25 protein-coding genes are annotated in these 23432 nt (G+C 71.8%); 10 read left to right on the forward strand and 15 right to left on the reverse strand.

Features of this window, described 5'->3' with window-relative positions; translation table 11 throughout:
• The first annotated feature begins 22 nt into the window (after positions 1–22).
• On the forward strand, positions 23–199 hold the full coding sequence (locus L2K70_RS19160; RefSeq protein ID WP_191195116.1) for a DUF6104 family protein: 177 nt from the start codon (positions 23–25) through the stop codon (positions 197–199).
• A 14-nt stretch (positions 200–213) separates the two neighbouring features.
• Here the strand turns inward: L2K70_RS19160 and L2K70_RS19165 are convergent, their stop codons facing one another.
• The 5 genes from L2K70_RS19165 to L2K70_RS19185 all read right to left on the reverse strand — a co-directional run bounded on the left by L2K70_RS19165 (position 214) and on the right by L2K70_RS19185 (position 7359).
• A complete protein-coding gene (locus tag L2K70_RS19165) occupies positions 214–1725 on the reverse strand; it encodes an aldehyde dehydrogenase (RefSeq protein WP_236404915.1) in 1512 nt (503 codons plus the stop codon).
• A gap of 114 nt (positions 1726–1839) precedes the next feature.
• Positions 1840–2811 carry an AraC family transcriptional regulator gene (locus L2K70_RS19170; RefSeq protein ID WP_236404916.1) on the reverse strand — a complete coding sequence of 324 codons (972 nt, stop codon included), beginning with the start codon at positions 2809–2811 and terminating at the stop codon, positions 1840–1842.
• A 63-nt stretch (positions 2812–2874) separates the two neighbouring features.
• Entirely contained in the window at positions 2875–5202 is a 2328-nt protein-coding gene (locus L2K70_RS19175; RefSeq protein ID WP_236404917.1) for a thiamine pyrophosphate-binding protein, read from the reverse strand.
• A gap of 1 nt (position 5203) precedes the next feature.
• A complete protein-coding gene (locus L2K70_RS19180) occupies positions 5204–6430 on the reverse strand; it encodes a CaiB/BaiF CoA transferase family protein (RefSeq protein WP_236404918.1) in 1227 nt (408 codons plus the stop codon).
• A complete protein-coding gene (locus L2K70_RS19185; protein ID WP_236404919.1) occupies positions 6427–7359 on the reverse strand; it encodes a hydroxymethylglutaryl-CoA lyase in 933 nt (310 codons plus the stop codon). The genes L2K70_RS19180 and L2K70_RS19185 overlap by 4 nt, the downstream gene beginning before the upstream one ends.
• A gap of 168 nt (positions 7360–7527) precedes the next feature.
• On the opposite strand from L2K70_RS19185, the gene L2K70_RS19190 reads away from it, so the two are divergent.
• Positions 7528–8427: an SCO6745 family protein gene (locus L2K70_RS19190; protein ID WP_236404920.1), complete on the forward strand. Its 900-nt coding sequence runs from the start codon at positions 7528–7530 to the stop codon at positions 8425–8427.
• 69 nt (positions 8428–8496) lie between these two features.
• Here L2K70_RS19190 and L2K70_RS19195 read toward each other — a convergent pair whose 3' ends face one another.
• The 4 genes from L2K70_RS19195 to L2K70_RS19210 form a co-directional block, all read right to left on the reverse strand.
• Positions 8497–9516, reverse strand: coding sequence for a zinc-dependent alcohol dehydrogenase (locus L2K70_RS19195; RefSeq protein WP_236404922.1), 1020 nt, complete (start codon positions 9514–9516; stop codon positions 8497–8499).
• Complete coding sequence (locus L2K70_RS19200) at positions 9516–10016, reverse strand: DinB family protein (protein WP_236404924.1); 501 nt, start codon at positions 10014–10016, stop codon at positions 9516–9518. The genes L2K70_RS19195 and L2K70_RS19200 overlap by 1 nt, the downstream gene beginning before the upstream one ends.
• 127 nt (positions 10017–10143) lie before the next feature.
• Positions 10144–11274 carry a fatty acid desaturase family protein gene (locus L2K70_RS19205; protein WP_236404926.1) on the reverse strand — a complete coding sequence of 377 codons (1131 nt, stop codon included), beginning with the start codon at positions 11272–11274 and terminating at the stop codon, positions 10144–10146.
• Between the two features lie 14 nt (positions 11275–11288).
• Positions 11289–12377, reverse strand: a complete 1089-nt coding sequence (locus L2K70_RS19210; RefSeq protein WP_236404928.1) for a ferredoxin reductase — start codon at positions 12375–12377, stop codon at positions 11289–11291.
• 126 nt (positions 12378–12503) lie between these two features.
• Between L2K70_RS19210 and L2K70_RS19215 the strand changes: the two genes are divergently transcribed.
• Positions 12504–13163 (forward strand): TetR family transcriptional regulator, encoded by a 660-nt coding sequence (locus tag L2K70_RS19215; RefSeq protein WP_236404930.1) that lies wholly within the window; start codon positions 12504–12506, stop codon positions 13161–13163.
• Between the two features lie 6 nt (positions 13164–13169).
• Here L2K70_RS19215 and L2K70_RS19220 read toward each other — a convergent pair whose 3' ends face one another.
• Positions 13170–13856 carry an SDR family oxidoreductase gene (locus tag L2K70_RS19220; protein WP_236404931.1) on the reverse strand — a complete coding sequence of 229 codons (687 nt, stop codon included), beginning with the start codon at positions 13854–13856 and terminating at the stop codon, positions 13170–13172.
• Between the two features lie 19 nt (positions 13857–13875).
• Positions 13876–14844, reverse strand: a complete 969-nt coding sequence (locus L2K70_RS19225; protein WP_236404932.1) for a zinc-binding dehydrogenase — start codon at positions 14842–14844, stop codon at positions 13876–13878.
• A 69-nt stretch (positions 14845–14913) separates the two neighbouring features.
• Here L2K70_RS19225 and L2K70_RS19230 point away from each other — a divergent pair, with 69 nt between their 5' ends.
• From L2K70_RS19230 to L2K70_RS19240, 3 genes are read left to right on the forward strand one after another with little or no spacing between them, the layout of a single operon-like run.
• A complete protein-coding gene (locus tag L2K70_RS19230; protein ID WP_236404933.1) occupies positions 14914–16143 on the forward strand; it encodes a GNAT family N-acetyltransferase in 1230 nt (409 codons plus the stop codon).
• Between the two features lie 43 nt (positions 16144–16186).
• Positions 16187–17398 carry a D-arabinono-1,4-lactone oxidase gene (locus tag L2K70_RS19235; RefSeq protein ID WP_236404934.1) on the forward strand — a complete coding sequence of 404 codons (1212 nt, stop codon included), beginning with the start codon at positions 16187–16189 and terminating at the stop codon, positions 17396–17398.
• A gap of 15 nt (positions 17399–17413) precedes the next feature.
• Positions 17414–17632: a hypothetical protein gene (locus L2K70_RS19240; RefSeq protein WP_236404935.1), complete on the forward strand. Its 219-nt coding sequence runs from the start codon at positions 17414–17416 to the stop codon at positions 17630–17632.
• Between the two features lie 94 nt (positions 17633–17726).
• Here the strand turns inward: L2K70_RS19240 and L2K70_RS19245 are convergent, their stop codons facing one another.
• Positions 17727–18914, reverse strand: a complete 1188-nt coding sequence (locus L2K70_RS19245) for an NAD(P)-dependent malic enzyme (protein WP_236404936.1) — start codon at positions 18912–18914, stop codon at positions 17727–17729.
• A gap of 20 nt (positions 18915–18934) precedes the next feature.
• On the reverse strand, positions 18935–19282 hold the full coding sequence (locus L2K70_RS19250; RefSeq protein ID WP_236404937.1) for a S24/S26 family peptidase: 348 nt from the start codon (positions 19280–19282) through the stop codon (positions 18935–18937).
• A gap of 20 nt (positions 19283–19302) precedes the next feature.
• Between L2K70_RS19250 and sodN the strand changes: the two genes are divergently transcribed.
• The 3 genes from sodN (at position 19303) to L2K70_RS19265 (ending at position 21098) form a co-directional block, all read left to right on the forward strand.
• Positions 19303–19734, forward strand: coding sequence for a superoxide dismutase, Ni (gene sodN, locus L2K70_RS19255; RefSeq protein ID WP_268930901.1), 432 nt, complete (start codon positions 19303–19305; stop codon positions 19732–19734).
• A gap of 112 nt (positions 19735–19846) precedes the next feature.
• Positions 19847–20260, forward strand: a complete 414-nt coding sequence (locus L2K70_RS19260) for an ATP-binding protein (RefSeq protein WP_236404938.1) — start codon at positions 19847–19849, stop codon at positions 20258–20260.
• Between the two features lies 1 nt (position 20261).
• The gene (locus L2K70_RS19265) at positions 20262–21098 is read left to right on the forward strand and encodes an RNA polymerase sigma factor SigF (RefSeq protein ID WP_236404939.1); all 837 of its coding nucleotides are present in this window, start codon (positions 20262–20264) and stop codon (positions 21096–21098) included.
• A gap of 11 nt (positions 21099–21109) precedes the next feature.
• Here L2K70_RS19265 and L2K70_RS19270 read toward each other — a convergent pair whose 3' ends face one another.
• Complete coding sequence (locus tag L2K70_RS19270) at positions 21110–21499, reverse strand: hypothetical protein (RefSeq protein WP_236404941.1); 390 nt, start codon at positions 21497–21499, stop codon at positions 21110–21112.
• A 186-nt stretch (positions 21500–21685) separates the two neighbouring features.
• Between L2K70_RS19270 and L2K70_RS19275 the strand changes: the two genes are divergently transcribed.
• Positions 21686–21937 (forward strand): WhiB family transcriptional regulator, encoded by a 252-nt coding sequence (locus L2K70_RS19275; RefSeq protein ID WP_056601527.1) that lies wholly within the window; start codon positions 21686–21688, stop codon positions 21935–21937.
• A 4-nt stretch (positions 21938–21941) separates the two neighbouring features.
• Here the strand turns inward: L2K70_RS19275 and L2K70_RS19280 are convergent, their stop codons facing one another.
• Positions 21942–23411 (reverse strand): sensor histidine kinase, encoded by a 1470-nt coding sequence (locus L2K70_RS19280; protein ID WP_236404942.1) that lies wholly within the window; start codon positions 23409–23411, stop codon positions 21942–21944.
• Positions 23412–23432 lie beyond the last annotated feature (21 nt).

Here is a 23432-nt window from a genome sequence, read left to right on the forward strand (position 1 = left end):
CGGTCCGAGGTCAGGAACGGCGATGTACTTCACCGATCGCGGCATCGAGGAGCTCGAGCGACGCCGGGGTGACGAGGAGGTCACCCTGGCGTGGCTCGCCGAGCAGCTCCAGGCCTTCGTCGACGCGCACCCCGACTTCGAGGTGCCCGTCGAGCGACTGGCGACGTGGCTGGCGCGCCTCGACGACCCCGAGGACTAGCGCCGGACGGGGCCTCAGCCCAGCTTGAACGGGTCCCGGGTGCCGCCGGTGAGCTCGACGAAGACCGACTTGTTCTCGAGGTACTCCTCGACCGCGGCGGCGCCGTTCTCCCGACCGATGCCGGAGAGCCCGAACCCACCGAAGGGCATGTTCGGGGCGACGACCCGGTAGGCGTTGATCCACACGGTGCCGGCCCTGATGGCGGCAGCCACGCGGTGGGCACGGTGGACGTCCTTGGTCCACACCGCCCCTGCGAGGCCGTACACCGTGTCGTTGGCGAGCCGCACCGCCTCGTCCTCGTCGCGGAAGGTGTACGCGGTCAGCACCGGGCCGAAGACCTCCTCCCGCGCGATGGTGGCGTCGGGCTCGGCGAGCACGACGGTCGGACGGATGAAGAGCCCGCCCAGGTCGGCGTTGGGCACCCCACCGGTGGCGATGTCCCACCCCTCGTCCCGCGCGCCCTGGAGATAACCGAGCACCTTCTCGTACTGGGGCTGGTTGGCCACCGGGCCCATCTCGGTGTCCGCCTCGGTGGGATCGCCCTGCACGATGGCCTCCGCCCGGGCCACGACCCGGGCCACCAGCTCGTCGCGCACGTCCTCGTGGATGATCAGCCGCGACCCCGCCATGCAGGTCTGGCCCGTGGCCGCGAAGACTCCCGCGACGAGGCCGTTGGCGGCCGCGTCCAGGTCGGCGTCGGGGAAGACCACCTGGGGCGACTTGCCGCCCAGCTCCAGGGTGACCTTGTTGATGTTGGCCACGGCCGCCTGGGCGACCTTCGCGCCCGTCGCCGTGCTGCCGGTGAAGGCCACCTTGTCGACGCCGCGGTGGGAGGCCAGGGCCTCGCCGGTCGACCGGTCCCACCCGGTGACGACGTTGAGCACCCCTGCCGGGAGTCCCGCACCGTGGAGGACCTCGGCGAAGGCCACGGTGGAGGCGGGCGCGTGCTCCGAGGGCTTCACGACACAGGTGCAGCCCGCCGCGAGGAGCGGCGCGAGCTTGAACGTCAGGAGCAGCAGGGGGCTGTTCCACGGCGTGATCGCACCGACGACACCGGCCGGCTCACGCAGGGTGTATCCGAAGTACGCCGACGGGTTGAGGGCCGGGACCGTGCGGCCCTCCAGCTTGTCGGCGAGCCCGGAGAAGTAGGAGTACCACGTGCCGAGCCCCTGGAGCTGCCCGCGCATCTCACGCATCAGCTTGCCGGAGTCCCGCACCTCGAGCAGGGCCAGCCGCTCGGCGTTGTCGGTGATCGCCTCGGCGACCTTCCGCAGGATGGCCGCGCGCTCGAACCCCGACATCGGTCGCCACGTGTCCTCGAAGGCCGTCCGGCTCGAGGCGACGGCGCGATCGACGTCCTCAGGGGCGCCGTCGGCGAGGACCGCCCACGACCGACCGGTGTAGGGATTGGTCGACTCGAAGGTCTTCCCGGATGCTGCCGGCACCTGCTCGCCGTCGATGAAGAGCCCGAACGTCTCGAGGCCGTCGGTGTCGCGGTTGGGGCTCTCGGTGGCAATGTCGGACACGGGCTGCTCCTCGCTCGAGTGGTCTGCCCCGACGGTACGAGCGGGTCCGGGCGCACGACTATCCGCTTGCTGCTCGCCGAGGACCGCTGGGCGCAGCGTGGAGGGTCTGCTCGCTCAGCTCTGGAGGGTGACGCTGGGCAGCTCGTTGAACTGCTCGCGGTACTGCTGGGCGAAGCGCGACTGGTGGAAGAAGCCCCACCGGAGGGCCACGTCGGTGACCCGGGTGCGCTGGGGGTCGGCTCGCAGGAGGTCGGTCCGCACCTTGCCCAGTCGGATCCGGCGGACGTAGGCCATCGGCGACTCACCCAGCTGCTCTTGGAACGCCGCGTGCAGCGTACGCACGCTCACACACGCGACCCGGGCGAGCAGCTCCGGGGTGAGCTCGGCGTCCGCGTGCTCGTCGATGTAGCGCACCACGGGTGCGAGGCGCCCCAGCCGGGCGGAGTCCTCGCGGCCTGACAGCGCGTCGGAGTACTGGTGGCGACCGGCGTGCAGGAGGTTCGTGAGGACGTAGGCCTCGAGCTGGGACCGGGCGAGAGGCATGTCGCGCACCCCGCCGGGCTTCTCCAGCTCGGTCGCCAGGAACTCCACCGAGCGGAGCAGGGACTGTCCGGACGACGTCGACAGGTCCAGGCCGAAGTCGAAGTCGACGATCTCGGTGACGGGGCGCCCGATGAGGTCGGACAGGTGGGACTCGAGGCTGCTGCGGGACACCTTGAGGATGAGCTGCTCCGCGTCCGCCGACCAGCGCACGGTGTTGGCCTGCTCGGGGTTGAGGATGAGGCCCCGGTGCTGGGCCGGAGTGTGCTCCCGCTCCCCGCCGCTGCGCGAGGCCCACGTGCTCCCGGTCAGCTGCAGGTTGATGTGGTACCACTGCTCCGCCGCCGGCATCCGCAGCTCGGTCTCCGCCTGGTAGGTGAGGTAGCCCACGGTGAGGTAGCGGTCGCTCGTGGCGTTGAGCCGCATGTCCATCGCGTCCTGCGGGCCCAGCAGGTCGTGCGGCAGGTAGACCCGGGTGACGGCTTCGCGTGCTTCCTCGAGGCTGCGCGTCGACATGACCACGTCCCCCGCCAGGTACTCCCTCATGCTCGCCTCCCACGCTCGACAGTGACGTGGGTCACCCTACGACCCGACCGGGAGCGCGAGGCCTCACCTTCCCAGCAGGTCGAGCGCCGCCTCCACGACGGAGGCAGCGTCGATGCCGTGGATCGCGTAGGCGTCCGACAGGTCGCTCGACTGGCCGAAGTCGCTCACGCCGAGGCAGCGGATGCGGTCGCCGCGGGCGCCGGCGAGGAAGGCGAGGGTGTGCGGGTGCCCGTCGAGCACGGTGACGAGCGGGCGGGGATGGGATGGCGGCAGCAGGAGGTCGAGGACGCCGGAGCCCGTCGACGTCGCACGGCTCCCCCGCTGCTGGAACGAGCGGAACACCAGGTCCGGACTGGTGAGGCACACGACGCCCGCCACCACGCCTCGCTCCTCCAGCGTCCGTGCCGCGTCGAGCACCTCTGTCATCACCGCGCCGGTCCCCACCAGCGTGACCTGCTCGTCCGCCGGCGGGTGCTCGGTGATCCGGTAGCCCCCGCTGACGACCTGGCGCCGGCGCCGCTCACGCAGCACGTCGTCGTCGGGGACGCGCGCCAGAGCCGGGTCGACGGGTCGCGTGGACAGCCGGAAGTAGGCGGACGTGCCGTCCGGCACCCCGACCTGTCGCATCGCGTGCAGGAAGCTCCACTCGAGGTCCTGGGCGAAGGCAGGCTCCCACGCGACGCACGCCGGCTGCTCCAGACCGATCGACGGCGTGGAGACCGACTGGTGGGCGCCACCCTCCGGCGCCAGGGTGACGCCGCTCGGGGTGCCGACCAGGATGGACTGACCGCCGGCGTAGAGGCCGAACGACCAGGGCTCGAGCGCCCGGCTGAGGAACGGGTCGTACAACGTGGCGATCGGGATCAGCCGCTCCCCCCAGCGCGACCAGGTCGCACCGAGCTCCCCGAGCAGCCCGACGAGGTTGACCTCGGCGATGCCCAGCTCGATGTGCTGCCCGCTCTGCGACTCCGACCAGCGCAGCAACCGCTGGGCGTCGTCGGCGAACCAGTCGTGCCGCTCCGCCACCGACCAGACGCCGGTCTTGTTGATCCAGCCGCCGAGGTTGGTGGAGGACGCCACGTCGGGGCTGGTGGTGACCACCCGGGCCGCCAGCTGAGGGGCGTCGCGCACGATGTCGGCCAGCAGTCGCCCGAGGGCCGCCTGCGTGGAGATCTCCTTGCGGTGGGGCCGGCCGAACGAGGCCGGGACCTCCAACGCGCCGGTGTGGGCGACGGGCGGCCGCGACAGCTCTATACGCCTGCGCGCAGCGAGGGCAGCGGCCGGCGAGTCCTGCGGGAGCGGGGCCCAGGGGTCGTCGAGGTCGGCGCCGGTGGCGTCGGCCAGAGCGCCCATCTGGGACTGGGTCAGGAGCACGGAGTGGTTGTTGGGGTGACCCTCGGTGGGCAGTCCACGACCCTTGACGGTGTAGGCGAACACCACGGTGGGCCTGTGGTCGTCGACGGAGGCGAAGGTGTCGACCAGCAGGCCGAGGTCGTGGCCGCCGAGGTCGCGCACCGCCGCGGCGAGCTGCTGTGCGGACACCGACGTCAGCACGTCGGCGAGCCCGGGTGCCGGATCGGCGCCGAGGATCCGCGCGGCCACCTCGCCCGGGTCCACCCGCAGCATCCGCTGGTACTCCTCGTTAGGCATCGTCTCGAGGCGGGCCCGGAGGGCGTGACCCCCGGGACGGTCGAAGAGCTCGGAGATGAGCCGCCCCCACTTGAGCGTGACGACCTGCCAGCCGGCGGCCTCGAACATCGCCTGCAGCCGTTGGATCTGGATGTCGGGGACGACCCGGTCGAGGGACTGCCGGTTCAGGTCGACGACCCACAGCAGCTCGCCGAGGCTCGCCACCTGCGGATCGGCGACCGCCTCCCAGATCGCGCCCTCGTCGAGCTCGGCGTCGCCGAGCAGGCTGATGAACCGCCCCGCCGGCGGGGCGTCGGGGAACTGGCTGCGCACGTAGCGGTGGGCGATCGCCGCCCACAGGGTCGCGGTGGCCCCGATGCCCACCGAGCCGGTGGAGAAGTCGACAGGGTCGGGGTCCTTCTGCCGCGACGGGTAGCTCTGCAGTCCACCCTTCTGCCGCAGCGTGGGCAGGTAGCGGGCCTCGAGGTTGCCGAGGAGGTGGTTCACCGCATGCAGGACGGGCGACGCGTGGGGCTTGACCGAGACCCGGTCCAGCGAGGTGAGCTCGTGGAACCACAGTGCCACCGCGATGTCGACCATCGAGGCCGACGACGCCTGGTGGCCACCCACCTTGACGCCGCTCGGGTTGGGCCGTCCACGATTGGCTGCGTCGACGATGGCGCTCGAGAGCCACAGCACGCGCCGCGAGACGGCACGCAGCACCTCGACGTCCGCCTCCTCCACCCGTGGGGTCTCGCTCACGTCAGGACTCCTCCTCCAGGCGCTCACGCAGCCAGTCGTTGTCGGCACCCAGGTCGGGCCCCAGGCGGGCGACCGGCAGCGACGTGTCGCCCAGCAGCGGCACCACACCGGGGAACGCCACGGCGCGCAACCGCCCGTCCATCTCCACCGGCAGCTCCTGGACCATCTTGCGTGCACGGTACTGCTCGTCCTCGACGATGTCGGCGGCGCGGTAGATCGGCCCGGCCGGCACCGAGGCCTCGTCCAGGCGTCGCAACACCTCGTCGCGCGGGTGTCGGCGTGTCCAGTCCTCGATCGCCTCGTCGAGCTCGTCGCGACGTGCCCACCGCCCGGCGTTGCCGGCCAGGTCCGCGTCGTCGGCGAGGTCGTCGCGCCCGATGGTGCGCATCAGCCGGACGAAGATCGAGTCGCCGTTGCCGGCGATGACCACCGACGCGTCGTCGGAGCACTCGTAGGCGTTCGAGGGGGCGATCCCCTCCATCCGGCCGCCGGTGCGCCGTCGGAGCACCTGGAACGCCGAGTAGTCGGGGATGAGGGACTCCATCATCGAGAAGACCGCCTCGTGCAGCGCGACGTCCACGTGGCGCTGCACCGGAGTGACCGGGGCGACCGCCGCGTCACGCCGGCGATCTCGGTCCAGCAGTCCCATCACGACACCGAAGGCGGCGTAGAGGCCGGCGATCGAGTCTCCTATCGAGACACCGACCCGCGCCGGGGGCCGGTCGGGGTCCCCCACGAGGTCGCGCATGCCGCCGAAGCCCTCGGCGACGGCCGCGAACCCGGGGCGCCCGGCCATCGGCCCCGTCTGGCCGAAGGCGGACACCCGAGCCACGACGAGCTCGGGATTGGCCTCGGCGAGCACCTCGGCGCCCAGCCCCCACCGGTCCAGGGTCCCCGGACGGAAGTTCTCGATCAGCGCGTCGGAGGTACGCAGCAACGCCAGGACCGTGGCGCGGCCCTCCTCCGTGCGGAGGTCGATCTCGACCGAGCGCTTGTTGCGGTTGATGGTGCGGTAGAGCAGCGAGGTGTCGCCGCCGTAGAGCCGCCACGTGCGAAGCTCGTCGCCCGTGAGCGGGCGTTCCACCTTGATCACCTCCGCGCCGAAGTCGGCGAGCAACCGCCCGGCCGTGGGGGCGGCGATGTAGTTGCCCAGCTCGACGACGCGCAGGCCGGTCAGGGGCCGCAGGGGGTCGAGCGGCCCCGGGTCGCGCGCGGGGCCGCTGCTCATGATCGCTCCCCGGACGGGAAGTCCCCAGCCCTGCCGAGCAGCGCCTGCACCGGGCTGGCGAGCCGCTCGGAGAGCCAGGACGCCACGTCCACCAGCGGGCCGAGGTCGTGCGGGGCGGCGTCGGCCACAGCGACGCCGCCGCGCCGCAGCAGGTGGAGGAGGTCCTCCGTGGCGATGTTGCCCGTCGCCGCCGGCGCGAAGGGGCAGCCGCCGAAGCCGCCGACGGAAGCGTCCAGCGCCACGCGGCCGCCGTACCGGCTGAGGTCGAGGCGGGTGGCGGCCCACGCGTTGGCGTACCCGGTGTTGCGGGTGTTGTGGAAGTGGAAGCGCAGCCGGGGCGGCGTGATGGCGTCGGGGATCAAGGCCGCCAGCGCGTCGACCTGGGGTGGCACGCCCACGCCGACCGTGTCGGCGAACGCCAGCTCGTCGACGTCCAGCGCCAGCACAGCCTCCACCACCGGAGCCAGCTGGTCGGCCTTCACAGGTCCCTCGAACGGGCAGCCGAACGCGACGGCGAGCGTCACGGACACCCGCTGCCCCGCCGCCCGGGCCACGTCGACCACCTCCGCTGCCTGCTCGAGCAGGACCGCGGTCGGCGCTCCCTGATTGCGCTCCGCGAACGTGTCGGTCACCGGCACGACCATGTTGAGCTCCGTGCACCGGGTGCGGGCAGCGCGCTCGGCGCCCCGTCGATTGAGGACGAGGCCGATCAGGTCGACCCCTGGCAGCGACGGCAGCGCGTCGAGCACCTCCTCTGCGTGCGCCATCTGCGGCACGCGGTCGGGCCGCACGAAGCTCACCGCCTCGATCCGCCGGGCGCCCGCTCGAGCGAGCCGGTCGATGAGCGCGACCCGCGTCTCGACGTCGAGCGTTCGGGACTCGTTCTGGAGCCCGTCACGCGGACCCACCTCCACCACGTCCACCGTCACGGGAACTCTTGCCGGAACCATCCGCCTGGCCTCCTCTGCCGGTTGCCAGAAGCGTTCCCGACTGCCGGGATCAGGGGGTATCCGACGGCTGCACGGTGTTGTCCGCTCGCTGCAGACTCTCGGCACGGCTCTGGTGCCGACCTTTGCGAGAGGTGCACGATCCCGCGCATGGACTACGCAGAAGCACGGGCTGCCTTCTTCGGCAGCCGCGACGGTGACGTACGCACGCTCGACTGGTCGAGCCCCGCGCGTCGGCTCAGGGACGCCATCGAGCCGCTCGCGACCATCTGCTTCTGGAGCGAGCCAGCCTACGACGCCTACGCGGCGCTGGGCCTGGACTTCCTCCAGGGGTACGTCTTCGGCCGCGGGTGCGTGCTCGGTGACGCGGAGCCGGCCGTGGCTGCCGCGGCGTTCGGGGTCTTCGAGCCCGGCCTCGTCGCCGACCTCTTCGGCTCCGGTCGAGGCGTCTGCAGCATCGACGAGGTCCGCGCGGCCAAGGAACGGGGCACGATCGCCGCCCTGGAGGAGTGCCTCGGCCGGCCAGACGACCTCGGGGAGGTGGTCGCGGTGCTGCGCCGCGCGGCCGAGGCCGCGGACCCGACCGGACGCGCGCTGCACGCCGGCCTCACGGCGCTGCCGTGGCCCGAGGACCTCCTTGGTCAGCTCTGGCACGCGTGCTCGATCCTGCGCGAGCATCGCGGCGACGGCCACCTCGCCGTGCTCGTCGCAGCCGGGGTCGACGGGGTGCAGGCCAACCAGCTGACCGAGCTCTGGGTCGGGTGGGACCCGTTGGCCTACACCGGGTCACGAGCGTGGAGCCCGGAAGCCATGAGCGCCGCGACCGGCGTCCTCGAGCAGCGTGGCTGGGTCGCGGACGGGCGACTGACCGAGGCGGGCACGCAGGTGCGCCGTGACCTCGAGTCCGCGACCGACCGGTCGGTCCAGGGTGCGGTGGACGCCATCGGCACCGACCTCGACCGTGTCGTCGAGCGCCTCGATGCCTGGTCGCAGCAGGTCGTCGAGCGCGGGTGGTTCCCTCCGGACCCCTACAAGCGCGCAGCGGGTTGACACCGCACTCGCAGCCGCAGGCGTGCCCCGCGCCGGGACAGGCCTGCGGCTGCGATCGGGAGACTGCGATCAGGGGGTGACGACGACCTTGATCGCCCCGTCGGACTTGGAGGCGGCGACCGCGAACGCCTCCCCGATGTCGTCGAGGGAGAAGCGGTGAGTGACCATCGGATCGAGGTCGAGCCGCCCGGTGCGTACCAGCTCGAGCGCCCGCTCGTACTGACCGCGCCCCCCGTTGCCGCCGACGCCGAAGACGGTGAGGGTCTTGGCCATGATCGGGATGACCGGCAGCGGCGGCAGGTCGTTGGCCCAGCCGATGTGGGCGACCTTGCCCTCCTTGCGGACCAGGTCGAGCACCATCGCCGATGACGACGGGAAGCCGGAGGTCTCGACGACGATGTCGGCACCGAGGCCGCCGGTGAGCTCGAGCACGCGTTCCTTCGCGTCGACCTGGGTGACGTCGAGGCAGTCGCTGGCCCCGTAGGCGCGGGAGACCTCGAACGGCGCCTCGCGGGCGTCGGTGACGATCAGCTGCCCCGCACCCGAGAGCGCGCACAACCTGGTGAGCGCCAGCCCGATGGGGCCCTGGCCGAGCACGACGACGGTCTCACCGAGCAGGATCCGCAGTCGGTCGACCGTGTTGAGCCCCACCGCGATCGGCTCGAGCAGGGAGGCCTGCCAGGCCTCGACGTCGTCGGGGCGCGGGATCAGGTTGACCACCGGGACCGCGATCTTCTCCGTCAGGCAGCCGTCGGACCACAGTCCGATGAGCTTCTTCTTCTTGCAGTCGAAGGGCTTGTCCTGGGCGCACTCCAGGCACTCACCGCACGGCAGCGACGGCTTGACGGCTACGGCGCGACCCACCCAGGTGGGGTCGACGTCGTCGCCGATGCTCTCGACGCGGCCGGCGAAGTCGTGGCCGGGCACACGTGGGAAGGGCGTGTCGATGCGACCGTCGTACTGATGGGCGTCGGTGCCGCAGAGCGACGCGGACTCCACCTTCACCACGACCCATCCCGGGCCGGCCTCGGGCTCGGGACGCTCCTGGAGCTCCACCTGCTCGAGACCGACGAGAACTGCAGCCTTCATCAGATCCCCTCGGGCGCGAACTCGCGGTCGCGCATGATCTCGAAGGCCTGCTCGGCGTGACCCGAGGCGTGGCCGATGATCAGCGGGGACCACTCCTCCACGGTCATCGTGCCGAGGTCGGGGATCGTGACGCTGCGCGCCAGCACCTCCGCCGACACGGCGGGGCCGGCCGTGGCCAGCGTACGGCGCGTGCTGGCCAGCTGCTTGCGGGCGAGCTCGATGGTCGGCGGCGGGTATCCCGTCAGGTCGTGCCCCACCTCTTCTCGGAACACGAAGTCGAGGTCGGGGTCGTTCTCGAGGCGCTTGATGTCGCCGAGCCACAGGATCGCGCACATGTTGATGTGCGAGACGACCTGGGCCACGGTCCAGCCACCGTCGCGGTGCGCCCGGTGGAGATCGCCGTCCGAGAGCTGACCCAGAGCGTGTTCCAGCCGGGCAAGGGCCGCGTCCGCGTCCTCGAGGGCCTGTGAGATGGGTGCCGGCACCTGCTGATCGCTCATGGGCGTACTCCTCTTCACCGGCCCCTCGGGACGGAGCCGCCAGGCTCCGAGCCTCACCCATGAGCGCTCCGCTCGATATCCCGCCGCTGCGCCGCGTTGTCCCCTGAGCGCAGCGGCGGCCGCGCGGTTACGCGGCCAGCGGGCGTACGGCGTCGGGCTCGGGGGACGTCCTCGCCGCGCGGTCGGGCAGGGCGAGGCGGCAGATCTTCTTCGCCACGCTGAAGAGCTGCGTGCGCAGCGGGCCGGTGGTGTAGGCGATGCCGTAGCGCTCGCAGATCTCACGCACCTCGCCCGCGATCTCCGGGTAGCGCTTGGCCGGGAGGTCGGGGAAGAGGTGGTGCTCGATCTGGTGGCTCAGGTTGCCCGACATGATGTGGAACAGCGGGCCTCCGGAGATGTTGGCCGAGCCCAGCACCTGACGGTAGTACCAGTGACCGCGCGACTCCCGGCCGTCCGGACCGTCCGCGCACTCGGCCTCGGTGAAGGTCTCGGCGCCGGCGGGGAAATGGCCGCAGAAGATGATGTTGAACGCCCAGACGTTGCGCACGAGGTTGGCCGCGGCGTTGCCCGCGAAGGTGAGCGGGAACAGCGGCCCGGTGAGTGCCGGGAACAGGACGTAGTCCTTGAGCGCCTGGCGGCGGACCTTGCGCATGATGCCGGCGTGGAGCGCCTTGTTCTCCGCGAGCCTGCGGGTGCCCTTGACGATGTTCTCGACCTCGAGGTCGTGCATCGCCACGCCCCACTCGAAGAAGACCATCAGCAGGAAGGCGTACAGCGGGTTGCCGAGGTAGTAGGGGTGCCACTTCTGGTCCTCGTCCATGCGGAGGATGCCGTAGCCGATGTCTCGGTCCTTGCCGAGGATGTTGGTGAACGTGTGGTGGATGTAGTTGTGGGAGTACTTCCACTGCTCGCCAGGGCACACGTTGTCCCAGTCGTAGATGCGCGAGTTGAGGTGCGGGTCGCCCATCCAGTCGTACTGGCCGTGCATGACGTTGTGGCCGATCTCCATGTTCTCGAGGATCTTGGAGGCGGACAGCGCGGCCACGGCGAGCGGCCAGGCAGGCGGCAGGTAGAACAGCGCGCGGCCGAGCACCTCGAGCTGCTGCTGGCGCCTGACGATGCCGCGGATGTAGTCGGCGTCCTTCTCGCCGAGGTCGGCGAGGACGCGTTGGCGCAGGGCGTCCATCTCCTCGCCGAAGGCCTCGAGCTGCTCAGGAGTGAGCTCGCGGTGGTGGGTCTTCTTGCTGGCGGTCTTCATCGGGTGGTCCTTCCTCACAGGTCGACGACACAGTCGCCGACGGGGGCGGAGACGCAGATCTGGATGTCCTCGTCAGGGAGCGAGGACTCCGCGCCGGAGAGCACGTTGCGGACGGTGCCTTCGGTCTTGCGGGCGGTGCAGGAGAAGCAGATGCCCATCCGACAGCCGAAGACCGGGCTGAGGCCCGCCTCCTCGGCCTGCTCGAGGATGGGGGCGCCGGAGTTGGCGACCTGCTGGTCGCTGGTGGCGAAGGTCAGCGCACCCTCGGCGCTGTCGGTCCGGACCGCCGGGGGCTTGAACAGCTCGAGGCGCAGCCGCGGGTTGTCGGCGTACGCCGCCCGCACGAGCTCGATCATCCCGGCCGGCCCGCACGCCCAGGTGTCGGTGTCGCGGTAGCGCGGGACGAGGCGGCGCAGCTCGAGCTCGTTGAACACCGCGTCGCCGTACCGGAGGTGGACGGTGACGTCGTTGTCGTCGGAGGCGATCCGCTCGAGCTCCCCGGCGAAGATCTGGTCCTCGGCCGAGCGCGCGTAGTGGAGGAACGTGACGGGACGCCCGGCGCGGCCGTCGTACCCGTCCCGGAGGAGCGTGCGCACCATCGACATGGCGGGCGTGATGCCCGAGCCGCCGGTGATGAACAGGAGCGGGTCGATGCCGGGCGTGGCCGGGCTGACCGGGAGGGTGAAGCTGCCCTGCGCCTGCGACAGGTGCAGCAGCTGGCCGGGCTCGGCGTCGACGAGGAACCTGCTGACCTGGCCCTCGGCGTGCGAGCGGATCGTCAGGGTGAACGCCTCCCCCGCTCCCGAGGCGGCGGACGAGATCGAGAAGCAGCGGGTCATCCGGCGGGCCGAGCCCGGCAGGTCGAGGCCGACCTGGACGTACTGGCCGGCGCGGTGGCCGCGCCAGGTCGCAGTGGGCTGGACCGTCAGGGTGGCGACGGGGGCGCCGGGGGTCTCGGTCTCGCGGTGCACGCTGACGACGCGCCCGCGCACCTCGTGCGCCGCCCACATCGGGTTCACCCGCGAGAGGTAGTGGTCGACACCGTGGGGCGAGGTGAGCGCCGCGACGGTGCGTGAGCGGGCGATCGTCGAGAGGACGGTCATGCCAACTCCTTTCAGTGAACGTCTGTTCACTCAATACTGCCGACGCTCTTCCCGGTGGTCAACGGGACCTGGCCGTGATCCCGCCCACGCGGCGCACGCGTCCCCCGTTCCCTCTACGATCACGCCATGGCACAGGGAGAGGCCGGGACCGCGCAGGAGACGGCGGACCCGGGGGACGCCACCGCGTCGCGCGCCGAGCGCAAGGAGCGGACCCGTCGCGCCATCCTCGACGCCGCCCTCGCGCTGGCCGCGGACTCCAACCTCGCCGCCATCTCGCTGCGGCAGGTGGCCAAGCAGGTCGGGGTCGTGCCGACTGCGTTCTACCGCCACTTCGGCTCGCTCGAGCTGCTCGGCCTGGCGCTGGTCGACGAGAGCTTCCGGTCGCTGCGCTCGATGCTGCTCGACGTGTGGCGCCACGCCCCGGAGTACCGCGACTTCATCGACGGCTCGCTCCCGATCGTGGCCCAGCACGTGCGCGAGAACCGCTCGCACTACGCGTTCATCGCCCGTGAGCGCACCGCGGGGCCGCCCCGCGTGCGCGAGGCCATCAACCACGAGATCGCCCTCATCACGCGCGAGCTCTCCACCGACATCGCCCGCACCGGCGCCGCCGAGCAGTACTCCCCCGAGGACATCGCGCTGCTCGCCGACCTGATCGTGTCCTTCGTCGTGACGATGGCCGAGCGGCTCGTCGAGGACCCCGACTCCGAGGAGCGCACGCTCGCCGAGGCTCGCACCCAGCTGCGGATGCTGCTCGTCGGTGCGCTCAACTGGCGCTCGCGCTGACGAGCCCTAGCGACCCGGGGCCGGTCGGATCCTGACGTCGGGGATGGTCGCGTCGGTCGGCAGGTCGACGAGGTGGAGGATCGTGCCCGCGACGGTCTCCGGCCTCGCCCAGCGCGAGGCGTCGTACTCCTTGCCCTCCTGGCCGTGCAGCTTCTCCTGCATCGGGGTCGCCGTACGGCCGGGGTAGACGGTGCTGACCCGGACGCCGTGCTCGGCCTCCTCCTCGCGCAGCGCGTCGGCCAGTGCCTTCAGGCCGTGCTTGGAGGCGGCGTACGCCGACCACGCGGCGTTGGCGACCAGGCCGGCCGAGGAGTTCACGAAGACGACCGTCCCGCGGGCCTGACGCAGGTGAGGGAGGAGCTCGCGGGTGAGCACGGCGGGCGCGGTGAGGTTGACGGCGAGCTGCTCGTCCCAGTCGGCGAGGCGGAGCCGGTCGACCCGGCCGAGCTCGAGCGCGCCCGCCACGTGGACCAGCGAGTCGACCGGGCCGTCGACCTGCCGGCCGATCCCGTTGAGCGTGCCCGGGTCGGCGAGGTCGGCGACCAGCACCTGGGCACCTGCGAACGCGTCCGCGAGCTCGGCCGCACGGGTGTCGCTGCGCGCGAGCAGCACGAGGTCGTCGCCCCGGTCGGCGAGGCGACGAGCCAGGGCCAGGCCGATGCCCGAGCCGGCGCCGGTCAGGACGTGCTTCACCGCGCCCCCACCCGGACCCTCATCGGGTGAAGACGATCTTGCCGAACACGTCGCCCTCGGCCATGGCGGCGAAGCCCTCGCGCGCCTGGTCCATCGGCACGGTGCGGTCGATCAGCGGCCGGACGCCCGTGGCGTCGAGGAGCTTCACGAGCGCGTCGAGCTCGCCGCGCGTGCCCATCGTCGAGCCGATGATCGAGAGCTGCTTGAAGAACACGTGGGTCAGGCCGGCGTCGGAGACGTCCGGACCCGACGTCGTACCGCTGATGACGATGCGGCCGCCGGGCCGCAGCGAGCGGATCGAGTGGGTCCAGGTCGCCTTGCCGACGGTCTCCATCACGGCGTCGACGCGGACGGGGAGCCGGGCGCCGGACTCGAAGACGTCGTGGGCGCCGAGCTCGCGCGCGCGATCGCGCTTGGCCTCGTCGCGGCTGGTGGCGAGCACCGTCAGGCCGGCGGCGCGGCCGAGCATGATCAGCGCGGTGGCGACGCCACCGCCCGCGCCCTGCACCAGCACGGTCTCGCCGGGCTTGCATGCGCCCTGCACGAACAGCATCCGGTAGGCGGTGAGCCACGCGGTCGGCAGGCAGGCCGCCTCCTCGAAGGACAGCGACGCGGGCTTCGGCACGAGGTTGCGGTGCGGGACGATCACCTTCTCGGCGAAGGTCCCCTGGTGGCGCTCGGAGAGGAGCGAGCGACCGGGGTCGTCGGCCTCGTCGCCGGTCCAGCGCGGGTCGCCGACGACGCCGTGCACGACGACCTCGTTGCCGTCCTCGTCCAGGCCGGCGGCGTCACAGCCGAGGATCATCGGCAGCGACTCCTCGCGAAGGCCCACGCCACGCAGCGACCAGAGGTCGTGGTGATTGAGGCTGGCCGCCTTCACGGTCACCGTCGCCCACCCGTCAGGGGCCTCAGGGTCGGGCCGCTCACCCACCACCAGGCCGCTCAGCGGGTCGTCGAAGGAGAAGGTCTCGGCGTAGACGGCGAACATGGTGCGACCATAGCGAGGCGTGCGGCTTATCCGGTTGCGAGGCCTCACGGCGGACGGTTGGGTGGCCCGATGAGCATCGACGTACGACCCTCGGAGGACGCTGGCACGTTCCTCGCCACCGACCAGCTCGTCTGGTTCGGCGAGGTCACCGACGCCGACGCACGCCACCTCCGGCTCGGCCTGCCCGAGGACCAGCGGTTCGTGGTCGACCTGCCCGAGGGCCCGGAAGACCTCCACTCCGGGATCTACGGCGTGCGCCCGATGGAGATGTCGCTGCCCGGCGGCACGATCGTCCCGATCGCGGGCCTGACCTGGGTGGGCGTCCACCCGGACGCCCGCCGGCGGGGTGTGCTCACGGCGATGATGGGCGACCACCTCGAGCGCACCCGTGCTGCCGGTACGGCGACCTCGGCGTTGCACGCCAGCGAGGCCGCGATCTACGGCCGCTACGGCTACGGGCTCGCGGTCCTCACCCACCAGATAACGCTCGGCCGCGGGACGACCTTCACCGCCCCGCACCTCGAGGACGAGGTCGCGGGCGTCACGACCCACCTCGTCACGATGTCCGACCCGGGCGTGGCCGAGCGGATGCGCGCGTGCCAGCTCGGCAACGCCCCGGACTTCCCCGGCACGATCGTCGGCACCCCCGACTTCTTCACCCTGATGGCGACCGAGAGCGCCGAGGAGCTGCGGGACAAGGAGCGCCGTCGGATCCTCTTCGCACGCCGCGACGGTCAGGACATCGGCTTCATCGGACTGCGTCGCGAGCACAAGTGGGAGAAGGCCCGACCGTCCGGGACGGTGACGGCCGGGACCTTCTGCGGCGGGCCGGCCGCCCGCCTGGCGCTCGCCCGCCGCATCGTCGACCTCGACCTGATGGGCACGACCAAGCTGGAGAACGTCGGGGTCGACGACCCGCTCCTCGACTGGGTCGGCGGACCCCGCGGCACCGGCTCGCTCGAGACGTGGGACAGCACGTGGGTCCGCCTGGTCGACCTCGAGGCGGCCTGGCCGCTCCGGACGTACGACGGCGACTGCGACGTGGTCGTCGAGGTCGAGGACCGCTCCGCGCCGTGGAACGCCGGTCGATGGCAGCTGACACCGTCGTCCGCGAGGCGCACGGAGGCCGAGGCCGAGGTGACCCTCGACGTCGCCGTCCTGGGAGCGGGCTACCTCGGGCGCTCCATCGGGGGCCTGCTGCGCGCGGGCCTCGTCCGCGAGCACCGCCCGGGGGCGTACGCCGAGCTGGCTCGGGCCATGCGCACGGTCGTCGAGCCCGAGCCCTCGATCGGGTTCTGACCGGTCGTTGACGGCGTACGCCGCGCTGGACAGGCTGGCCCCCATGACCTGGACCAACTGGGTGGGCAACCAGAGCTTCACGCCCGCCACCACCGCCACGCCGCGCGACGAGGACGAGGTCGTCGCCCTCGTCAGGGAGGCGGCCGGGCGCGGTCGGCGCGTGCGCGTCGCGGGCGCCGGGCACTCGTTCACGCCGGTCGTCCGGACCGATGGCCTGCTGCTCGACCTGTCCGCGATGCGCGGCGTGGTCCGCACCGACGCCGGGGCGAAGCGGGCGACCGCACTGCCCGGGACGCTCATCCGCGACTTCTACGAGCCGCTCTGGGACGCCGGCCTGGCGCTGAGGAACCAGGGCGACATCGACACCCAGCAGATCGCCGGGGCGGTGGCGACGGGCACGCACGGGTCCGGCACGTGCTACACGAGCCTGTCCGGGGTCGTGCGTGGGCTGCGCGTCGTCACGGGCACCGGTGAGGTGCGCGAGATCGGCGAGGACGAGCCCGACCTGCTCCACGCGGCCCAGGTCTCCGTCGGGATGCTCGGGGTCGTGACGCAGCTCGAGCTCGACGTCACCGACGCCTACCGGCTCCGCGAGCACGTCAGCCTGCGGACCTGGGACGACGTGCTGGGCGACTGGGACCGCCTCGTGGCCGAGCACCGGCACTTCGGGATGTTCTGGCTGCCCACCGAGGAGTCAGGCGCGCTCTACAACCTCGACGGGCACGGCGAGCGGCTCGAGGACCAGTGCTACGTCAAGGTGTACGACGAGGTGGGCCCAGAGGTCGCGGACGACGACACCGTCGGCCGGCGGGTCGACCGCTGCTACCGGATCTTCCCGATGGTCTACGACCCCAACTTCCACGAGCTCGAGTACTTCGTCGCGCTCGACCGGGCGCCGGAGGCCCTAACCGCGATGCGCGAGCTCATGCTCCGCAGCCTCCCGGACTCGATCTACCCCCTCGAGGTGCGCACGGTTGGTCCGGACGAGGCCTTCCTCTCCTCCCAGTACCAGACCGCGACCGTCGTCATCTCGGTCTCGGGCACGCCCGGCACCGACTACTGGGCCTACCTCCGCTCGGTCGACGACCTGCTCGCCGGCTTCGACGCCCGCGTCCACTGGGGCAAGCTGCACTTCCTCACCCCCGAGCGCTTGCACGCCCGCTATCCGCGGGCCGACGACTTCATCGCGATCCGCCGCGAGCTCGACCCGCACGGCATCTTCCTCAACGACCACCTGCGCCCGCTGTTCGAGTAGGCGCATACTCGGACCATGCTGAGGGCGAGAGCAGCACTGGTCGCGGGACTTCTCGTCGTGCTCGCCACCTTCGCCTACGGCGTCGAGAACCAGCTCTCCGCCGTGGTCCAGCGGGCCCGGACAGGTGTGCTGTCCACGATGGCCGCCGGCGCACTCCTGGCCCTGGTCGGGTGGACCGCGATGGGCGAGCCCCGTCCCTCCCGGCGCGTCGGGCGGCCGCACGCGACCGTATGACCCAGATCAGCGCCGGACGCGCGCGACCGAGAACTTCCGCGCAGGGAGCCCGACCATCACACCCGCCTGCACGAAAGTTCTCGCGCACGGAAGATCAGCGGCGGGCGACCCCGTCGGCCCGAGCGGCTGCCGCGACGGCCTCGCGGACCGCACCCGGCACGCGGGGGTCGAACGGCGACGGGATGACCAGGTCCTCGCGCAGGTCGTCACCGACGAGCTCCGCGAGCGCGGTGGCGGCGGCGACCTTCATCCCCTCGGTGATCGCGGTGGCGTGCACGTCGAACGCACCGCGGAAGATGCCGGGGAAGGCCAGCACGTTGTTGATCTGGTTGGGGTAGTCCGAGCGCCCCGTCGCGACCACGCGCGCGTACTTGTGGGCGAGGTCGGGGTGCACCTCGGGCGTCGGGTTCGCCAGGCCGAAGATGATCGCGTCGGGGGCCATCGACGCGACGATCTCCTCGGGCACCTGACCGCCGGAGACGCCGATGTAGACGTCGGCACCGGCCATCACGTCGGCCAGCGTGCCGGTGCGGCCGAAGACGTCTGCGGTGTCGCGCGCCAGCGCGGCCTTCACCTCGGTGAGGTCCGAGCGGCCGGAGTTGAGCACGCCCTGCCGGTCGAGCACGGCGATGTCGCGCACCCCGGCCTCGAGCAGGATCCGCGCCACCGCGACACCGGCGGCGCCGGCGCCCTGCACCACGACCCGTACGGTCGCGGCGTCGCGGCCGGTCAGTCGCAGCGCGTTGGTGAGCGCCGCGAGGGCGACGACCGCGGTGCCGTGCTGGTCGTCGTGGAAGACGGGGATGTCGAGGCGCTCCTTGAGCCGCGCCTCGATCTCGAAGCACCGCGGCGCCGAGATGTCCTCGAGGTTGATCCCGCCGAAGCTCGGCGCGAGCCGGACGACGGTCTCGATGATCTCCTCGACGTCTGTGGTGTCGAGGCAGAGCGGTACGGCGTCGACGCCGCCGAACTGCTTGAACAGGACCGACTTGCCCTCCATCACGGGCATCGCGGCGGCGGGGCCGATGTCGCCGAGGCCGAGCACGGCGGTGCCGTCGGTGACGATCGCGACCGTGTTGGGCACCCACGTGTAGTGCTGGGTCATCGACGGGTCGGCCGCGATGGCCTCGCACACCCGAGCGACGCCCGGGGTGTAGGCCAGCGACAGCTCGTCGGGACCGGTTAGCGCGACCGTCGACACCGTCTCCATCTTGCCGCCCACGTGCAGGTCGAAGACGGGGTCGCCGGCGTGCGGGTGCGCTGTTCCCTGGCCCTGGGTCATGGCCGCGATACTGGCACAGCTCAGGGGCGCCGGAGCCGCCGTCCCAGACGTGGGGAAGGCCACACCCGCAGCCGTACGACGCCCACGATCTCGTCGGCTGCGACCGGACCGCGGTGCCGCGAGTCCACCCCCTCCTCCGGGTTGTCGCTCAGCAGCCACCAGGCCGGCTCACCGGTGCGCGTACGACGTTCCTCGACCGCGCGCTTCACCGTCAGCGTGCCGTCCGCGAACCGCGCCACCACGAGGTCGCCTGGCCGGACGCGGGTGCCGTGCCGGACCAGCAGGAGGTCCCCCTCCCGGAGCGTCGGGAGCATCGAGCGGCCCCGGACGACGGCCGTCCCGAAGGGGGGTGCAGGGCGGCTGGTCACGCGGAGTAGTGTCCCAGCAGATGCACATCTTCCCTATCGAGAGGAACCCGATGCTTCGCCACCTGCTTGCCCCGACCGTCGAGGTCTCCGCCCACTGCGACCTTCCCTGCGGCGTCTACGACCCCGCCCAGGCGCGCATCGAGGCCGAGTCCATCAAGGCGATCATCGCCAAGGTCGCCGACAACGACGACCCCGACTTCCGCACCCGCGCGATCCTGATCAAGGAGCAGCGCTCGGAGCTCGTCAAGCACCACCTGTGGGTGCTGTGGACCGACTACTTCAAGCCGCCGCACTTCGAGAAGTACCCCCAGCTCCACACCCTCGTCAACGAGGCCACCAAGCTGGCCGGTGCCTCCGGCACCAAGGGCGAGCTCGACGCCGGCAAGGCCGACGAGCTCCTCGCCAAGATCGACGAGATCGCCGAGATCTTCTGGGAGACCAAGAAGGCCTGAGCAGGCTCAGCCCTTCTTCTCCACCCCTCACCGAGCCCGGTCGCCACATAGTGGCGGCCGGGCTTGGTTACTGTGTGCCCACCACATCGGCCGAGGAGGGGACGCAGCGCAGATGTCAGACACCAACGGGGAGCATCGCGCCGACGTCGAGCTCCGCCTGCCCGCCGAGGGCGCCTACGCGACCGTCGTACGCACCACGGCGGCGGGCCTGGCCGCGCGCCTCGACTTCACGATCGACGACATCGAGGACCTGCGGATCGCGATCGGCGAGGCGACCGCGCTGGCGATCCCGGCCGCCGACCCCGGCACCGACCTGAGGGCGTGCTTCTTCTTCGGCCGCGGCTCGATGACCGTGAGCCTCGAGGTGGAGGCGATGGACGACCCACCGCTCGACACCGAGAGCTTCGCGTGGCAGGTGCTCGACACGATGGCGCAGGACGCGTCGGCCGGGCCGGCGGACGGCCACTTCGCGGTCAGGTTCACGGTGTCCTCGCAGGTCGCGGAAGGAACGGGTGCCGGGCGCTGACATGAGCGCACACACGGGGGAAGAGGCGGCGGGGGCCGCCGACGACAGCAGCGTGTCCGACGAGGTCGTGACGAGCGGGCTCGAGCACCTGCGCTCGCGCAGTGCCGAGCTGTTCGCGGTCCTGCGCGACGACGACGCCGGCGCGGCCGAGCGCGCGGTCGCCCGCGACGACCTGGTGCACCTGCACCTCTCGCTCGTCGAGCACTGCGCGCGCCGGTTCCGCAACCGCGGCGAGCCGTTCGAGGACCTCGTCCAGGTGGGCACGATCGGCCTCATCAAGGCCGTCGACCGCTTCGAGACCGACCGCGGGGTGGAGTTCTCCACCTACGCCACACCCACCGTGATCGGCGAGATCAAGCGCCACTTCCGCGACAAGGGCTGGGCGATCCGGGTGCCGCGGCGACTGCAGGAGCTGCGAATGCAGATCGGCAGCGCCACCGGCGAGCTGACGCAGAAGCTGGGCCGCTCCCCCACGCCCCGCGAGCTCGCCGAGGCCATCGGCTGCACCGTGGAGGAGGTCATGGAGGGCATCGAGTCCTCCCACGCCTACGCGACGCTGTCGCTGGACGCCTCCGACGACAACGACGACGGCCCGCCCGCGATGCTGGCCACGCTCGGCATCGAGGACTCCAACATCGAGCACGTCGAGATCCGCGAGTCGATCAAGCCCCTGCTCGAGGGCCTCGGCGAGCGCGAGAAGCGCATCCTGCTGCTCCGCTTCTTCAAGAACATGACGCAGTCGCAGATCGCCGAGGAGATCGGCGTCTCCCAGATGCACGTCTCGCGACTGCTCACCCGCACGCTCGCCCAGCTGCGGACGTCGCTCGAGGCCGACTAGCAGGCTCCGCGCTAGACCGGGTCGGACTCCAGCGCGCGCGTGCTCGCCGGGTGCACGAGGCCGGCGATGACGACGAGCCCCACGACGGCGAGGCCGGCCGACACGGGCTTGGTGGAGCCGGCCCACAGGTTCCAGGCCAGGCCGAGCAGGATCAGCTGGGCCATCACGACCGGGCCCCGCGCCCAGCGTCGTACGCCCCGCAGGGCCCAGGCGCACCACGCGAGCGCCGCGGCGGCAGCGAGGAAGAAGGCGGCGGTCGTGACGCCCATCGTGAGCCGGACGGAGTGGAGGTTGGCGAGCTCCAGCACGCCCAGCGCGGCGAGCACGAAGGCCTCGACCGCCGTCAGCCCGGCGGCCACCACGAGCGGCGCGGGCGCCGATCGGTCCGGACCGTCGGGCATGTCTTGCGGGGTAACGGGCACTGGTCAACAGTAGTTGTGACGGACACGACCTGCGTGGGGGGTTGTGTGAACGTTCAAGTCTTGCGAGTCTTGTCGCTGCTCGCCCCGTAGTGTGGCGCGCCCGGGCCCTGCTGATCGTCCGACAACAGCACCCTGCCTGTGAAAGAAAGAGGGATCTTCCCACTCATGGATTGGCGCAGCCGCTCTGCATGCCTCGACGAGGACCCGGAGCTGTTCTTCCCGATCGGCAACACCGGTCCGGCCATCCTCCAGATCGAGGAGGCCAAGCAGGTGTGCCGACGCTGCGAGGTGCGCGAGCAGTGCCTTGCCTGGGCCCTGGAGGCCGGGCAGGACCACGGAGTGTGGGGCGGCCTCAGCGAGGACGAGCGTCGCGCGCTGAAGCGCCGCAACGCCCGGGCCCGGATCCGGACCGCCTGACCGGCTAGTCGACCGGCAGGTCCGCCTGGACCCGCGTGCCTCGCGTGCCGGGACCGATCTCGAGGACGCCCCCCAGCTCGGACTCCACGAGCGTGCGCACGATCGACAGGCCCAGCTGGGTCGAGGAGTCGAGGTCGAAGTCCTCGGGCAGCCCGCGTCCGTCGTCCTCCACGACGACGTGCAGGCGCCCGACGATCCGGCGCGCAGTGAGCACCACGCGGCCGCTGGTTCCGTCGGGCAGCCCCGCGTAGCCGTGCTCGACGGCGTTCTGGAGGACCTCGGTCAGCACCATCGCGAGCGGTGTGGCCGCCTCGGACGGCAGCTTGCCGAAGGAACCCTCGCGCACCACGCGGACCGGCACCTCGACGCCGCTCACGTCGACGACCATCGCGCCGAGGCGGTCGGCGATGTCGTCGAAGTCCACGGTCTCCTCGACCGCGTGGCTCAGCGTCTCGTGCACGATCGCGATCGAGCCCACCCGGCGCACCGCCTCCTCGAGCGCCGACTTGGCGTCCTCGGCGTCCGTACGGCGTGCCTGCAGGCGCAGCAGCGCGGCCACCGTCTGCAGGTTGTTCTTCACGCGGTGGTGGATCTCGCGGATCGTGACGTCCTTCGTCACCAGCTCGCGGTCGCGGCTGCGGAGCTCGGTGACGTCGCGCACGAGCAGCAGCGCACCACTGCGGTCGCCCTGCGGGCGGAGCGGGATGCTGCGCACGATCAGCGTCACGTCGTCGGTGCCGACCTCGGTGGCGCGGCCGTCGCGTCCGCCGAGCACGGCGCTGAGGGTCTCCTCGTCGGGGCGCCGCCGGGCGGGCACCAGCTCACGGGTGAGCTCGGTCAGCACGAGCCCCGCGAGGTCGCCGTGGAGGCCCAGCCGCCGGTAGGCCGAGAGCCCGTTGGGGCTGGCGTAGACGACCCGGCCGGCCGGGTCGAGCCGCACGAACCCGTCCCCCACCCGCGGTGAGTCCGCGTGGTCGCTGCGCTGCCCCGGCAGCGGGAAGTGGCCCGAGGCGATCATCTGGGTCAGCTCGGCGGCCGTCTGGAGATAGCTGAGCTCGAGCCGGCTGGGAGTGCGTACGCCGAGCAGGTTGGTGTTGCGGGCGATGGTGGCGATCACGCGACCCGCGCGCCGCACCGGGATGACCTCGACCCGCACCGGCACGTCGTCCCGCCACTCGGGGTCGCCCTCCCGCACCAGCCGGCCGGTTCCGAAGGCCTCGTCCAGCATCCGCCGGCGACCCGCCGGGATGAACGTGCCCAGGACGTCGTCGACGAGCGCGGTCGGGCCGGTCGTGGGCCGCATCTGGCCGCCGGCCCAGTAGCCCTTCCCCTCCCGGTCGGGCAGCCACAGCACGAGGTCCGCGAAGGACAGGTCGGCCAGGATCTGCCAGTCCGCCATCAGCAGCTGGAGCCACGCGACGTCGTCCTCGACGAGGTCGGTGTGGGCTCGCACGAGCTCGTGGAGGGACGGCACCGGGCCAGCCTAGGTCGGTTG

This window comes from Nocardioides potassii, assembly GCF_021648885.1.
Classification (GTDB): domain Bacteria; phylum Actinomycetota; class Actinomycetes; order Propionibacteriales; family Nocardioidaceae; genus Nocardioides; species Nocardioides potassii.

Coding starts and splice junctions, on each gene's coding strand:
- L2K70_RS19200 (WP_236404924.1), bottom strand. CDS start 10,016: ATGAGCGATCAGCAGGTGCCGGCACCCATCTCACAGGCCCTCGAGGAC.
- L2K70_RS19170 (WP_236404916.1), bottom strand. CDS start 2,811: ATGAGGGAGTACCTGGCGGGGGACGTGGTCATGTCGACGCGCAGCCTC.
- L2K70_RS19235 (WP_236404934.1), top strand. CDS start 16,187: ATGACCTGGACCAACTGGGTGGGCAACCAGAGCTTCACGCCCGCCACC.
- L2K70_RS19205 (WP_236404926.1), bottom strand. CDS start 11,274: ATGAAGACCGCCAGCAAGAAGACCCACCACCGCGAGCTCACTCCTGAG.
- L2K70_RS19270 (WP_236404941.1), bottom strand. CDS start 21,499: ATGCCCGACGGTCCGGACCGATCGGCGCCCGCGCCGCTCGTGGTGGCC.
- L2K70_RS19240 (WP_236404935.1), top strand. CDS start 17,414: ATGCTGAGGGCGAGAGCAGCACTGGTCGCGGGACTTCTCGTCGTGCTC.
- L2K70_RS19215 (WP_236404930.1), top strand. CDS start 12,504: ATGGCACAGGGAGAGGCCGGGACCGCGCAGGAGACGGCGGACCCGGGG.
- L2K70_RS19160 (WP_191195116.1), top strand. CDS start 23: ATGTACTTCACCGATCGCGGCATCGAGGAGCTCGAGCGACGCCGGGGT.
- L2K70_RS19190 (WP_236404920.1), top strand. CDS start 7,528: ATGGACTACGCAGAAGCACGGGCTGCCTTCTTCGGCAGCCGCGACGGT.
- L2K70_RS19245 (WP_236404936.1), bottom strand. CDS start 18,914: ATGACCCAGGGCCAGGGAACAGCGCACCCGCACGCCGGCGACCCCGTC.
- L2K70_RS19265 (WP_236404939.1), top strand. CDS start 20,262: ATGAGCGCACACACGGGGGAAGAGGCGGCGGGGGCCGCCGACGACAGC.
- L2K70_RS19180 (WP_236404918.1), bottom strand. CDS start 6,430: ATGAGCAGCGGCCCCGCGCGCGACCCGGGGCCGCTCGACCCCCTGCGG.
- L2K70_RS19275 (WP_056601527.1), top strand. CDS start 21,686: ATGGATTGGCGCAGCCGCTCTGCATGCCTCGACGAGGACCCGGAGCTG.
- L2K70_RS19210 (WP_236404928.1), bottom strand. CDS start 12,377: ATGACCGTCCTCTCGACGATCGCCCGCTCACGCACCGTCGCGGCGCTC.
- L2K70_RS19225 (WP_236404932.1), bottom strand. CDS start 14,844: ATGTTCGCCGTCTACGCCGAGACCTTCTCCTTCGACGACCCGCTGAGC.
- L2K70_RS19260 (WP_236404938.1), top strand. CDS start 19,847: ATGTCAGACACCAACGGGGAGCATCGCGCCGACGTCGAGCTCCGCCTG.
- L2K70_RS19195 (WP_236404922.1), bottom strand. CDS start 9,516: ATGAAGGCTGCAGTTCTCGTCGGTCTCGAGCAGGTGGAGCTCCAGGAG.
- L2K70_RS19230 (WP_236404933.1), top strand. CDS start 14,914: ATGAGCATCGACGTACGACCCTCGGAGGACGCTGGCACGTTCCTCGCC.
- sodN (WP_268930901.1), top strand. CDS start 19,303: ATGCACATCTTCCCTATCGAGAGGAACCCGATGCTTCGCCACCTGCTT.